A 13,113-nucleotide genomic window follows, 5' to 3' on the forward strand; every position below is an offset into this window, starting at 1 on the left:
CGCACCATCCTCGACCGGCTCGACTCGGCCGGCATCGAAGCCGACGAGCTCACCGTCCACACCCCCGACCTCGACGACGTCTTCTTCGCCCTCACGGGCGGTGCGGGCGTGCCCGACCAGCCCAAGGAGGACGTCCGATGAGCTCTCTCACCCTGGCCCTGCGCGACTCGTCCACGATGCTGAGGCGGAACCTGCTGCACGCGCGGCGCTACCCGTCCCTCACGCTGAACCTGCTGCTCACGCCGGTCATGCTGCTCCTGCTGTTCGTCTACGTCTTCGGCGACGTGATGAGCGCCGGCATCGGGGACGGCGGGGCGGACCGGGCCGAGTACCTGGCCTATCTCGTTCCGGGCATCCTGATGCTGACCATCGGCGGCACCACGATCGGCAGCGCGGTCTCGGTCTCGAACGACATGACCGAGGGCGTCATCGCCCGCTTCCGCACCATGGCGATCCATCGCGGGTCGGTGCTCATCGGGCACGTCATCGGCAGTGTCCTGCAATGCGTGATGAGCGTGGTCCTCGTCGGCGCCGTCGCGGTGGCCATCGGATTCCGCTCCACGGACGCAACCGCCTTGGAATGGCTCGCGGCGGTGGGACTGCTGACGCTCGTCGCCCTGGCGCTCACCTGGATCGCGGTCGGCATGGGCCTGTCGAGTCCGAACGCCGAGGCCGCCAGCAACAACGCGATGCCCCTGATGATCCTGCCGCTCCTCTCCAGCGCCTTCGTGCCCGTCGACGCGATGCCGGGCTGGTTCCGCCCGATCGCCGAGTACCAGCCCTTCACCCCGGCCATCGAAACCCTGCGCGGCCTGCTGCTCGGCAGCGAGATCGGCAACAACGGCTGGCTCGCCGTCGGCTGGTGCGCGGGCCTGACCGTGCTCGGCTACCTCTGGTCGAAGTCACTGTTCGACCGCGACCCGAAGTAGGGGGGAAGGGCCGTCCGGCCGGGCACCGGCCGCGGCACCCGGCCCTCCGCTCTCCCCGCTCCCCGCTCCCGCCCTCCGCCTTCCCGCCCTCCTCCCCCGTCAGGAAGCGCGCGGGCCGACACCGTGGAGGAGGGTGTCGATGATGCCGGTCGCGAGTGCGTCGGGGTCGTACTCGCGACCGCCGCGCGGGGCGTGGCCCCCGCCGTGCAGGGCCTCGCTGATCAGGGCGTAGAAGACGCGGCGCACCCACTCCAGGTCGGCGTCCGCCGCGATCACGCCCTGCCGCTGGAGCCGGCCGAGCAATTCGGTGCAGCGCAGGGCGATTTCCTCGTGCGTGCGCGCGGCCTGCTCGCTCTGGGCCAGGCCCGGCCCGAGGGCGAAGCCCCAGGCCCCCTTGACCCGGAGCACGTTGGCAGTGGCCCGGTGCAGCGCGACCAGGGGCGGGGCGGTCTCGGGGTGACCGTCCTCGATGGCCTCCGCGAGTTTCGACACCGCCTCCGCCGCCAGCGCGTCGATCAGGGCCTGCCGGTTGGCGAACCGCCGGTGGACGGTGGTCCGGGTGACCCCGGCCGCCTCCGCGACCTGCTCCATGGACGCGGCCGGGTTCTCGGCCAGGACCCGCTCCGCAGCCGCCAGGATCGCCCGGACGCTGCGTTCGGCGTCGGCCCGCAGCGGACGGCCCGCCGTCTTGCTCATCTCGTACCTCCAGCCCTGTCGTACAGGAAGACGTTACAGCCGGGGCGCGAGTCGCTCATTAACTGACACAGCAATGTTGCAGTTACTGAAGAATCGGATACTCTCGTGTCACAGATGAGGGGCGCATTGTTGACCGATGCCGGCCCGCTCGTCCCGCGTTCCCACGAGAACATGAGTGAAGGAGCACCCCCTGTGCGTACAACGGCTCTGATCACCGGCGCTTCCTCGGGCCTCGGTGCCGAATTCGCCGCGCAACTCGCCGCACGCGGCCACGACCTGGTCCTGGTCGCCCGCTCGGCCGACCGCCTGGCCGCCCTCGCCGACCGGCTCGGCGACGCCCACGGAGTGCAGGCCCACGTCCTGGTCCAGGACCTCGCCCGGCCGGACGCCGCCCGCAGCATCGGAGCCGAACTCGCCGAACGCGGCCTGAGCGTGGACCTGCTGGTCAACAACGCCGGATTCGGCACCTGCGGCCGGTTCGAGCACATCGACGGGCAGCGCGACCACGACCAGCTGATGGTCAACGTCGTCTCGCTCGTCGACCTCACCCACGAGCTCCTGCCCGGCATGCTCGCGCGCGGCCGCGGCTCGGTGATCAACGTGGCGTCCACCGCCGCCTTCCAGCCGACGCCGTACTTCGCCGTCTACGGCGCCTCCAAGACCTTCGTGCTCGACTTCAGCATCGCACTCCGCCAGGAGTACCGGCGGCGCGGCATCCGCGTGCTCGCGCTCTGCCCGGGGCCGGTGGAGACCGGGTTCTTCGACGTCATCGGGACCCGCAAGGCTGCGGTGACCGGGTCGTTCAGCCTGCCCGAGCCGGTGGTCCGGTCCGCGCTGCGCGCCCTCGACGCCGACCGCGCCTACATCGCACCGGGTCTGAGCAACGCGGTGACCGCCCACCTGGCGCCCCGGCGGCCCCGCACGATGGTCGCGGCGATCGCCGAGCGGCTCTCGCGCGGTGTCCGGGACGTGCACGACGACGCGCAGCGGGCCGCGGTCTGACACGACGGCGGATATTCCGTACCGCGCCGTCGCCCGAAGCAGCAGACTCACCTCATGGTCATGGACATGGACATGCGCGTATTCCGGGATGAGGTCAGCAGCTGGGCGGGGGGCGGCTCCGGCGGCCGGGCGGGCGAGCTGGCCGTGCACCTGGGGTTGCGTACGGCGGTGCTGCTGGAAGGGCCCAGTGACCTCGCGGCCGTGGAGACCCTCACCGCGCGGCGCGGACGCGCCCTGGCAGCCGAGGGGGTGTGCGTCGTGTCGATGGGAGGGGCCATGAACGTCGGCCGGTACGCCGGCCTCCTCGGGCCGACCGGCCTCGGGCTGCGCCTGGTGGGACTGTGCGACGAGCGCGAGCAGGGCTTCTACGAGCGCGGCCTGGAGCGGGCACGGGCGCCGCGCGACGGGATCTTCGTGTGCGTGGCGGACCTTGAGGAAGAGCTCATCCGCACGCTGGGCACGGCCGCGGTGGAGGAGATCCTCGAGGCCGAGGGCGACTTCCGTGCCTGGCAGACGTTCGTGCGCCAGCCCGCACAGCACGGCCGCTCCGGGCAGCAGCAGCTGAGGCGCTTCCTGGGGACGAAGAAGGGCCGCAAGATCCGCTACGGTCACCTCCTCGTCGAGGCCCTCGACCCCGGCGAGGTGCCGGCTCCCCTGGAGGGACTCCTCGCGAGCCTGTGACCGCCGCCGGACGGGAGTGCGCGGCGTGCCGCGCCGTCGGATGTCGCGGCGCCCGCCCGTGGTTAGCATGCGGGAATGGATCTCCGAGCGGGCCAGGTGGTCGTCCACTACGCGGAGCACGGGACCGGACGGCCCGTGCTGGTGCTCCACGGCGCCGGTGTCGACCACCGCGAGACCGAGGCCTGCTTCGAGCCGGTCTTCGCCGGTGTCGCGGGACTGCGGCGGATCTACCCCGACCTCCCCGGAATGGGCCGGACCGCCGCCCCCGAAAGCCTGCGCAGCGCCGACGACGTCCTCGACACCCTGCTCGACTTCGCCGACGCGGCCTCCGGCGGGACTCCGTACCTCCTCGTCGGGCACTCGGCGGGCGCGTACTTCGCCCGGGCGATGGCGGAGCGGCACCCGGCGCGGGTCGCCGGTCTGGCGCTCGTCTGTCCGCTGCTGCCGGGGCTGCGCGACGTACCGGAGCACCGCGTCGTCGCCGGTTCGGGCGGGATCGGCGACGACGTCTTCCGGAGCTACTTCGTCGTCCAGACCCCGGAGATGCTCGACCGGTACGAACGCCACGTCGCCCCGGCCGCCGCGCTCGTCGACCGGGCGGCGCTCGAGCGCATCGGCGAACGGTGGGCACTCGCCCCCGCTCCGGCGGCGGACTACGCGGGTCCGACGGTGATCGTGGCCGGGCGGCTGGACTCGACGGTCGGGTACGCCGCCGCCACCGACCTCGCCGGCCACTACCCCCGCGCCTCCCTCGCCGTGCTCGACGAAGCGGGACACGCCCTGCCCCACGAACAGCCGGAACTCCTGCGCGCCCTGCTCGGCGAGTGGCTCGCACGCGTCGGGCGCTCGCGCTGACCCGGAACCGGCGGCACGTACAACGCCGGTTGGAGGAGGAGTCACCTCCTGGTGGTAGCGGGGAATCAACTCCTGGTGGGCAGACGGGGGCAGCAGCCGACGACTACGTTGTTCGCCCGTTCCGCGACACCCATGACGGAGGCCCGCCTCATGCAGACGCGTTCAGCCGATGACCCCCGCAGACGAGTGGCATGGGGGATATCCCTCGTCCTGATCGCCGTCACCGCGCTCCTCGGGGCCTCGCCCGGGGCCGCGACGGCGAGGTCCCTCGGCGCCCCGCCCGCTCCGCCCGTGCCCGTCCTGTCCTGGGGGCCCTGCGACGACCCCGGAGACGGCTTCGAGTGCGCCACGGCCCGGGTGCCGCTGGACTACCGCGAGCCCGGCGGACGCACCATCGCGCTCGCGGTCACCCGGCGGCTCGCGTCGGACAGGGCCCACCGCACCGGCGTCCTGCTGCTGCACCCCGGCGGTCCCGGCAATTCCGGAGTCGGCTTCGCCCGCAACAGCTACGACGCGCTGCCCGCCTCCCTCCGTGACTCCTTCGACGTCGTCGGGTACGACATGCGGGGCGTGGCCCGCAGCGGACAGGTGGAGTGCTGGAACGACCAGGAGTACTCCGCGGCCGTCGACTCCGCGCCCGGCGTGCCCGGCCCCGGAGCGCTGAACAGCGCCGTCCGCCAGGGCCTCGACTTCGCCACCGCCTGCAAGGAACGCGCCGGGGACCTGGTGCCGTTCATCGGCACCGGGTCGAACGCCAAGGACATCGACCTGCTGCGCCAGGCCCTCGGCGAGGAGACCCTCACCTTCTACGGCCGTTCCTTCGGCAGCTTCGTCGGCACCGTCTACGCCGCGCAGTTCCCCCGGCACGTCCGCGCCATGGTCCTGGACGGGGCCTACGATCCGCAGCACTACGCGGACGTGCCGTACGCCTACGACGCCGGGCAGTTCGTCGCCCTGGACGCGGCGGTCGGCCGGTTCCTGGACTGGTGCGCGCAGAACGCCACCGCCTGCGGGTTCGGCGAGGGCCGCCCGCGGCAGGCCTTCGAGCAGCTCAAGCGGGATCTGGACGCCGACCCCGTCATCACGGCGAGCGGGCGCCCGGCCACCGGCTACACCCTCGCCTACCGCCTGATGTTCAACATCAACGCGGGCAAGGAGATCTGGCCCGAACTGGGACAGTCGCTGCGGGCGGCCCAGGCGCGCCAGCGGACGTTCCTGCTGTCCCCGCCGTCGCCTGCGTCCTTCGACTTCCTGAACGTCAACCTGGCCGTCGAGTGCGCCGACCGCGTCTATCCGGCGAACCCCCGACTCCTGGCCGCGCTGGTCGGCGCCGAGGCCGCCGCCGCGCCGCTGCTGGGGCCCCCGATCGGCCTCGGTCCGCCCACCTACGACCACAACCACGCCCCCGCCTGCGCCCAGTGGCAGGCGGAGCGCCCGAGCCGGTACGAGGGCTCCTACCGGGCGGCGGGCTCCGCCCCGATCCTCGTGCTCGGCACGACCGGGGACCCCGACACCCCGTACCAGGACGCCGTGGCCCTCGCCCGGACCCTGGACAACGGACGGCTGCTGACCTTCGCCGCCGAAGGACACACCGCCTACAACCGCAGTGCGTGCGTCAGCACCCTCGTCACGGAGTACCTCGCCACCCTGGCCCTGCCCGCGCGGGGCACCGTCTGCGCGGACGAGACTCCCCCGCTCCCGCCGGGCCTGCGGACCCCGGCCCCGGAGGTCGACGAGACCCGCGACGTGATCCCCGCCCTGCGCTGAGGACCGCGTGAACACCGAGGCCGCCCGCATCCTCCGGGCGGCCTCGGCCTTCGGTTCCCGAAACCCCGGCAGCGGACCGTGCGTGGCCGCCGTCCCATCGACGCGGTGTCACATCCGTCGCCGCCGTTCAGTCCCGGCTACGGAAGCAGAAACGGACCGAGGGAAGGAACAGACGGGATGAAGGCCGTCATCGTGTGCGTCTCCGTGTCGCACGGCAACACGCGTCGTATCGCCGACACCATGGCCCGGGTGTGGGACGCGCAGGTCGTCGCTCCCGAGGAGGCCGACCCGCGGGAGCTGGCCGGCGCCGATCTGGTGGGGTTCGGTTCGGGCGTCTTCAACGGCAGGCTCCACCCCCGGCTGACCGGCTTCGTCGAGGCGCTTCCCGCCGGGCGGGCCCGGGCGTTCGTGTTCGCCACCAGTGGGCTGCCCGAGACGCGGCTGGTTCCCTTTACCCGCCCCGTGGTCCGGGAGCTCGAGAGGAAGGGCTACGGGGTGACGGACAGCTTCTCGTGCCGGGGGTTCGACACCTGGGCCCCCTTCAAGCTCGTAGGCGGCATCAACAAGCAGCGGCCCGGCCTCGGGGACCTCGCCGCCGCGAGGGCGTTCGCGGAGCGGCTGCGGGATGCGAGCGGGCCGGTGTCCTGACGCCCCACCTGCGGAAGGGTGGCTTCCGACACGGCGTGGAAGGCGTGCGGCTGCTCGGCTGTCCGCCGCACGTGGAGTTCCCGCCCACGAGCCGGTCTCGCAGAACAGGACCCTTCGGGGCCGCGGACGGGCGGGCGCTTCCGGATGCCCGGTCCCCCGGCGGACATCCGCCCGTTCCTCTGGGTATGTTCCCAGTTCGCGCACTGTCTATCATTCGGGCCGTACCATGCGCGTGCCAGGCGCGTGGAGCGCACCGCGGGCGTCAGGGGGAGGCGCGATGGCTGCACGACCGTACGACCGCACGGGCGGACCGCACGGGACGGACGGGCACGACCTGCCGGGCGGGGTGGAGCTGTACCACCTCAGGCCGGACGGCGGCATCGTGCTCGCCGACCGCGAGGGGTCCCGGGAGCTCGGGCCCGAGCGGGAGTTCCTCCGGTTCATCGACGACGGGCAGTTCGCGCACTACCTCGTGGGCGATGCCGCGACCTCGCCGGAGCGGCCCTCCAACGCCACCGTGAAGCTGGGGGTCGTGGGGCCCCGCAGTGCGTTCACCCCGCACGCGCACGGGGGTGAGCACTTCGTCCTCAGCCTGGGCCACGCCGCGTGCGGGCTCTACGACGCGGACCGCGGTCGCGTGTCCCAGGTACCGCTCGCGCCGGGCATGCTGATCCGCATCCCGGAGATGATGCCGCACTCCTTCGCGAACCGCGGTGACGCCCCGCTGACCATCCTCGCCGCCAACACGGGGTACGGGATCGACCACGAGGACTACGCGATCACCGCGGCGGAAGCCGAGGACCGGGCTTCCGCGGGCTCCCGGCGGTCCGGCCCCGCGGCGGGGCCGGCCACGACGGCGCTCGCCACCGCCACCGACTACCGGGCCCTGGCGGCCGCGCTGCGCGACATCGAGCGCGCCCAGCAGATCGACGGCATACCCGGCACCGGCGTCCGCGAGCGGCTGGCCGCGCGGCTGCGCCGGGTGGCGACGGCGCTGGAGGTCCGCCGGTGACGTGCCCGCACTGTGAACGCAACCTGCTCCGCAAGGAACGCACCGGCAACATCTGCAGCCACTGCCGGCGCGCCTATGCGCTGGACCCCAAGACCAACAGCCTGCGCCTCAACGACCTCCGGGTACGCCGGATCGCGACAGGGCTGACGGACGACGGACGGATCCACGTCACCCCGGGCCAGCTGTGGTACGCGCTGTCGCGCAAGCGGATCCGGGACGGCGACTACGACCCCGGCTGCGCGGGCGGCGCCATCGTCTTCGCCGTGATCTCCGCTTTCGTGGCCGGATTCGGCGGGCTGCCGTTCTGGTGGTACGTCTCCGGAGTCCTGCTGGCCATCGGATTCGGCAACCTGATCGCCCACGCGATGGGAGCCGGCCGGGGCCGCGCGCCCCTGCCCCGCTCGCTCTTCCGTGACGCGGCGCTCGTCCCGTGGGTGAGGGTGTACGGGACCCTGCCGCCCGGCGTGGTCGACGACATCGGCGACCCCTGGCCCCAGCGGCCGGCGGACGCACCGCCGCCGAACGCCGTGCTGGTCTGCCCCGACCCCTCCATCACCGCCTTCCTCACCGCCGACGGGCTGCCCGAACGCCACGGCATCGCCATGGTGGAGGGCCCCGAGCACGTCCGGTCGTCCCTGCTCTCCGCGCTGCCGCCGCGCGGCCCGGTCCTGGTGCTCCATGACGCCGACGCGCGCGGTGAGCTGCTGGTGCAGCACCTCCGCGCCAACCTCCCCGGCCGCCCGGTGGTCGACGCGGGTCTGTCGCTGCGTACGGTCCGGGCGCAGCCGAAGGCGGTGGCGTACCGCGATCCCCTGCACAAACCCTCGCCCGAGGAGATGCGACAGCTCGGCGCCCTCGGCACGTTCACCCCGGAGGAGCTGAAGTGGCTGGCGCGGGGCTGGCGGTTCCCGCTCGTCGGCGTTCCCCCGGTCAAGCTGCTCGCCGTGGTGGACCGCCTCGCCGGACAGGCCGCCCGCGGCGGCGACGCCGAGCGGCGCCGGGCCACGGAAGTCGGCTTCATGACCTGGCCCGGGGCCGCCCCGGACGGCACGGACCCGGAGGACGCGTCGCGGTGATCTGCCCGAACTGCTTCACCGACCTGAAGTACAAGGAGCGCACGGGCCGGGTGTGCCCGCACTGCGACCGCGGCTTCGCCCTGGACCCCCGGCTGCACGGCACCGGGATGCACGACCTGCGGATCCGTCGCTGCGCCGAGACCCTGACCGATGACGGCCGGCTCAAGGTGACGATCACCCAGCTCTGGTACCGCGCGCGTACGCAGAGCTCGTCCTGGCCCGCGCAGGAGGCACGGGGGATCCACCGCGGGATCAGCTGGTCCCTGGCCCTGGCGGTCAGCGCCGGGCTGATCGCCCTCGCGGCCCGCACCGGCGGTGCCCCCGCCTTCTGGTGCGGGGTCGGCGCCGTCCTGGTCCTCGTGGTGCCCAAGCTTGTCCCCTACGAGCGGGCCCGGTCCGCGGGCTCGTTCATCCGCCCTGCCGAGTACGGGTTCCGGCGGCTGATGACCGGCGAGTGGACCACGACGTACGGAGGGCTGCCGCCGGGTGTGGTGAACGACGAGGACCGCAACCCCAGGCATGCCGCGCAGCAGCCACGTCGGCCCCGGGCCGTGATCCTGTGCACCGACCACCCCGTCGCGGTCTTCCTGGCGGCGAACGGCGTGCCCGCGCGGCTGCAGGCGGTACTGCTGGAGGCGGACCCGGACGTCGCCCACGAGGCCCTCGTCGACCTCCCGGGCCGGCTCCCGGTCGTGGTGGTCCACGACGCGAGTGCCATGGGGGCGCTGCTGGCTCCGCTGCTGCGCATCGCCCATCCGGACAGGACCGTGGTGGACGCCGGACTGCCGGTGGCCGCGGTCCGGAGCCGGCGTGGCGCCGTCCACCGCTTCTCCGAGGCCACGGCCGTGGACGCGGACGAACTGCGGGCGGTGGCGGGCCTGTCCGAGGCGGACGCCGCCTGGCTGGCCGCGGGGTTCTGGAGCCCGGTCGCCGCCGTGCCCCCGGCGCGGCTCCTCACCGTCGTCGAGAAGGCGGTGGAACAGGCCGTGGCCGCCGAATCGGCCCCGCCCGGTCCCGCCCCTGAGCACGGCTTCCTGACCTGGCCGGACGCCCCCGCGACGAAAGGTACGTCCACCGCATGAGCACGAGCACGACCCCGCGTACGGATGGGGGCGCGGGTACGGGCCTTCCCGGCCCCGCGTACGCCGCACGCCCCGGCACGCCCGGATTCGGGGCCAGGCTCCTGGACCTGGCCATCGGGAGGGCCGCCGCCCGCGCGGCCGACCCGGGCGGGCTCCGGTTCACCGAGCGTCAGCTCTACTACGAGACCTGCCGGGTCCTCAGCCGGGCCCCCCGGCTCCTGCGCCGCATCCCCGGCACCCCGGCGCCCGTGCTGCGGCTGCCCTCCTTCACCCGCGCCCTCGACGCGCGCGGGCGGGACACCGTGCCGGGCCTGCTGCCGGCCCCGGTTCCCCCGGCGGGAGGTCCGGGGGCCCGGCGGTCCGAACCCGACCTGTACGACTACGGGCTGCCCCGGCTGCTGCTGTGCCAGGACCGCTCGATCGCCGCGATGCTGCTCGCCAACCACGTCCACCTGGAGGCGGCCTGCCCGGTCCTCGCGGCGGCCGACGCGCTGCCGCTGGCTCCGAGCCTCGTCGCGGCCCTGGAGCGGGCGGAGGGCGCCACGGTGCACGTCCTGCACGACGCGAGCCCCGAGGGCGTGGCGCTCCCGGCCCGGGTACGGGCCGCGCTCGGCCCGGTGGCCGGGGTGCGGGTCAGCTCCCTGGGCCTCGTGCCGCGGCACGTCTCCGCCCTGCGGCTGCCCACGGGGCGCGGCCCGGCCCTCGCGCCGGAGGCGGGCGCCCGCTGGCCGGCCGCACTGCGGCCGCGCGAGGCGGCATGGCTGGCCCGGGGCCGGTTCGCCGAGGTGGCCGCGGTTCCGCCGGCCAGGCTCGTGCGGACGGTACTGCGCCTGACCCGGGGCCCACGGCCGCCCCGCGACTCCATGTGGGGCGAGCTGAGCGGTCTGCGCGCCGCCGGCTTCATGACCTGGCCCACCGCGTGAACGGCCCCCGTCACCCCTTCCACCGACCCGAGGTACGCATACGATGATCCGGCCCCAAGAGATCGGCTACGCGGACGAACTCCTCGCCGACGGCACCGTCCACCGCCGGTACGAAGACGGCCTGGAGGAATGGCGCAGCCGCACCGCCGGCCGCCCCCACCTGGTGAGCTGGCACGACAACCGGGGCGGCTCGGGGACCGACGAACTGCTCGGCAACCGGGTCATCAAGCGCACCCTCGCCGACGGCACCGTCCTCTATGCCCGGGACATCGGCTACGGCCGGACGGTGTGGCCGCGCGGCGAGCGCGTCACCGTCAACCGCAGCTCCTTCGGGGGCCGGATGGGGGTGCTGCTCGCCGGGCTGGGAGTGGCGGCCCTCGCGGTCACGGCCGCCCACCTGCCCCCGCTGGACATGACGCCGGAGGAGGAAGAGGCGCTGCGCCGCCAGCAGGAGCAGACCCAGGCCGCGTCCTCGTCCTCCGGCGGCGACGGAGGCGGTGATGTCGGCGGGGACTCCGGCGACGACAGCTGGGAGGACGGCTGGGACGGCGACGGGGACGCCTGGAGCGACGACGACTTCGGCTGATCCGGATCCCGGGACACCACGTTCAGAGCACGAAGAACAGCACGAAGGAAAGGAGCCGTCCGTGGCACGTCTCTGCGCCTGTCTGGCCGAGACCACGGGGCAGGCCTTGGCCCATCTCGACGCGATGGGCGCCGCCGGGCAGAACCCCGCCCCGGTCGGCGTACCGGGCGCGGCGCTGGGCCTCGTCACCGGCGAACCGGGCCGCGCCGCGGGCCCGTTCACGGCGCACGGACGCACCGCGGCCGGCGAGGTCACCCTCCACAACCGGTCCGTGCTGTTCGCGGCGCTCGCCGCCCGCGCCTCGGCACCCCCGCCGCCGGCCGACTGCTCCGACGGCGAACTCCTGCTCCACTGCTGGGCGCTGCTCGGCGAGGCGGGGGTGGCGCTCGCCGAGGGCATGTTCGTCCTGGCCGTGCTCGACGGCCCCGACCTGGTCCTGATCCGCGACCACGTCGGTGCCCGGACCCTCTTCTACGCGCGGGCGGACGGCGCCTGGGCCGCCTCGACCTCGCTGCGGGCGCTGCGCCGCTGGCCGTCGCTCGGTACCTCCATGAACCTCTCGGCCGTCCGCTCCTTCCTCACCTTCGCGTACCTGCCGGGCGAGGAGACCCTGCTGACCGGGGTCCGCGAGGTGCTGCCCGGCAGGATCCTGCGGCTGGCCCGCGACGGCAGCGTCGCGGAAACGGTCCACTGGGAGCCCCGGGAGCACCTCGAGGACCCGGGCCCCGCCGACCCGACCGGCCATGTCCTGGGCCTCCGCGCCCTGTTGGAGCAGGCCACGGCGATCCGGCTGCCCGCGGCGGAGCCCGCCGCGGTGCTGCTCTCCGGGGGCATCGACAGCTCCCTCGTCACGGCCCTGGCGTCGAAGCTCCACAGCCACCCCGTCCACACGTACTCGATCAGCTTCGGCGACGACCTGCCGAACGAGCTGGGCTATTCGGGCCTCGTCGCCTCCCACTGCCGCACCCGGCACCGGATCCTGAACGTGTCGGGCGCGGCGGTGGCGGCGCGGCTCGCCGAGGCCGCGGCGCTGCTGGACAGCCCGGTCGGGGATCCGCTCACGGTGCCGAACCTGATGCTGGCCGAGGCCGTGGCCGCGGACGGCGCCTCCGTGGTGCTCAACGGCGAGGGCGGCGACCCCGTTTTCGGCGGTCCGAAGAACCTTCCCATGCTGGTGCAGGAGATGCACCGGACATCGGGCGCGCCCTGGGACGAGGACCGGGCGACCGCATACCTGCGCTCGTACCGCAAGTGCTGGACGGACCTCCCGGTCCTGCTGACCGCGCCCGTCCTCGAAGCGCTGGAGGACGCCCCGCGCCTGGAGCGGCACGTGGAGCCGTACCTGACCCCGCAGGGCCCCGGCCCGCACGCGATGGAGCACCTGCTCAACCGGCTGCTCCACTGCAACCTGCGGACCAAGGGGGCGCACCACATCCTGACGAAGGTGGAGCGCCTGACCTCCTCCCAGGGCGTGGAGGGCCGCTCCCCGCTCTTCGACCGGACGGTGATCGACCACGCCTTCGCGACGCCGCCGGGGTTCAAGCTCCGTGGCACGGCGGAGAAGTGGATCCTCAAGGAGGCCGTACGGGACCTGCTCCCGGCCACCGTCATCGACCGTCCGAAGAGCGGCATGCGGGTCCCGGTCCAGCAGTGGCTGACCGGCCCGCTGCGCGATCTGGGCCACGAGCTGCTCCTCGGCAGCCGGTCCCGGCAGCGGGGCCTGTTCCGGCCGGAGACCATCCGCACCTGGCTGAAGGGCGAGGGCACGCTGCTGCCCCGGCAGGGCGGCAAGCTGTGGCTGGTGCTGACCCTGGAGCTGTGGCTGAGGTCGTACGACATATGAGTTCCGAGCAAAC

13 protein-coding genes and 1 pseudogene are annotated in these 13,113 nt (G+C 73.8%); 13 read left to right on the forward strand and 1 reads right to left on the reverse strand.

Going from position 1 to position 13,113, the window contains the following annotated elements; all coding sequences use genetic code 11:
* Positions 1 to 141: pseudogene (locus tag ACIGFK_RS16920) on the forward strand (ABC transporter); the annotation flags it as partial.
* Positions 138 to 929 (forward strand): ABC transporter permease, encoded by a 792-nt coding sequence (locus ACIGFK_RS16925; protein ID WP_400052383.1) that lies wholly within the window; start codon positions 138 to 140, stop codon positions 927 to 929. The pseudogene ACIGFK_RS16920 and the gene ACIGFK_RS16925, both read left to right, overlap by 4 nt.
* Positions 930 to 1,028: 99 nt before the next feature.
* Here the strand turns inward: ACIGFK_RS16925 and ACIGFK_RS16930 are convergent, their stop codons facing one another.
* The gene (locus ACIGFK_RS16930) at positions 1,029 to 1,625 is read right to left on the reverse strand and encodes a TetR/AcrR family transcriptional regulator (protein ID WP_400052385.1); all 597 of its coding nucleotides are present in this window, start codon (positions 1,623 to 1,625) and stop codon (positions 1,029 to 1,031) included.
* A gap of 192 nt (positions 1,626 to 1,817) precedes the next feature.
* On the opposite strand from ACIGFK_RS16930, the gene ACIGFK_RS16935 reads away from it, so the two are divergent.
* The 11 genes from ACIGFK_RS16935 to ACIGFK_RS16985 all read left to right on the forward strand — a co-directional run bounded on the left by ACIGFK_RS16935 (position 1,818) and on the right by ACIGFK_RS16985 (position 13,100).
* Positions 1,818 to 2,627, forward strand: a complete 810-nt coding sequence (locus ACIGFK_RS16935; protein ID WP_376659976.1) for an SDR family NAD(P)-dependent oxidoreductase — start codon at positions 1,818 to 1,820, stop codon at positions 2,625 to 2,627.
* A gap of 72 nt (positions 2,628 to 2,699) precedes the next feature.
* A complete protein-coding gene (locus ACIGFK_RS16940) occupies positions 2,700 to 3,308 on the forward strand; it encodes a TOPRIM nucleotidyl transferase/hydrolase domain-containing protein (RefSeq protein WP_376659990.1) in 609 nt (202 codons plus the stop codon).
* A gap of 75 nt (positions 3,309 to 3,383) precedes the next feature.
* Positions 3,384 to 4,163 (forward strand): alpha/beta fold hydrolase, encoded by a 780-nt coding sequence (locus ACIGFK_RS16945; protein WP_400052387.1) that lies wholly within the window; start codon positions 3,384 to 3,386, stop codon positions 4,161 to 4,163.
* Positions 4,164 to 4,313: 150 nt separating this feature from the next.
* Positions 4,314 to 5,930: an alpha/beta hydrolase gene (locus ACIGFK_RS16950; RefSeq protein ID WP_400052389.1), complete on the forward strand. Its 1,617-nt coding sequence runs from the start codon at positions 4,314 to 4,316 to the stop codon at positions 5,928 to 5,930.
* A gap of 177 nt (positions 5,931 to 6,107) precedes the next feature.
* Positions 6,108 to 6,578 (forward strand): flavodoxin family protein, encoded by a 471-nt coding sequence (locus ACIGFK_RS16955; RefSeq protein WP_386469388.1) that lies wholly within the window; start codon positions 6,108 to 6,110, stop codon positions 6,576 to 6,578.
* A 277-nt stretch (positions 6,579 to 6,855) separates the two neighbouring features.
* The gene (locus tag ACIGFK_RS16960; RefSeq protein WP_376659980.1) at positions 6,856 to 7,590 is read left to right on the forward strand and encodes a cupin domain-containing protein; all 735 of its coding nucleotides are present in this window, start codon (positions 6,856 to 6,858) and stop codon (positions 7,588 to 7,590) included.
* Positions 7,587 to 8,666, forward strand: a complete 1,080-nt coding sequence (locus ACIGFK_RS16965) for a hypothetical protein (RefSeq protein WP_400052391.1) — start codon at positions 7,587 to 7,589, stop codon at positions 8,664 to 8,666. Before ACIGFK_RS16960 ends, ACIGFK_RS16965 begins: the two co-directional genes overlap by 4 nt.
* The gene (locus ACIGFK_RS16970) at positions 8,663 to 9,748 is read left to right on the forward strand and encodes a hypothetical protein (protein WP_400052393.1); all 1,086 of its coding nucleotides are present in this window, start codon (positions 8,663 to 8,665) and stop codon (positions 9,746 to 9,748) included. Before ACIGFK_RS16965 ends, ACIGFK_RS16970 begins: the two co-directional genes overlap by 4 nt.
* Positions 9,745 to 10,671 carry a hypothetical protein gene (locus ACIGFK_RS16975; protein ID WP_376659983.1) on the forward strand — a complete coding sequence of 309 codons (927 nt, stop codon included), beginning with the start codon at positions 9,745 to 9,747 and terminating at the stop codon, positions 10,669 to 10,671. The genes ACIGFK_RS16970 and ACIGFK_RS16975 overlap by 4 nt, the downstream gene beginning before the upstream one ends.
* Positions 10,672 to 10,714: 43 nt before the next feature.
* Positions 10,715 to 11,257, forward strand: a complete 543-nt coding sequence (locus ACIGFK_RS16980) for a hypothetical protein (RefSeq protein ID WP_376659984.1) — start codon at positions 10,715 to 10,717, stop codon at positions 11,255 to 11,257.
* A 61-nt stretch (positions 11,258 to 11,318) separates the two neighbouring features.
* Positions 11,319 to 13,100, forward strand: coding sequence for an asparagine synthetase B family protein (locus tag ACIGFK_RS16985; RefSeq protein ID WP_386469381.1), 1,782 nt, complete (start codon positions 11,319 to 11,321; stop codon positions 13,098 to 13,100).
* The last annotated feature ends 13 nt before the right edge of the window (positions 13,101 to 13,113 follow it).

It is taken from the genome of Streptomyces sp. NPDC085524 (assembly GCF_044541755.1).
Taxonomy (GTDB): Bacteria; Actinomycetota; Actinomycetes; order Streptomycetales; family Streptomycetaceae; genus Streptomyces.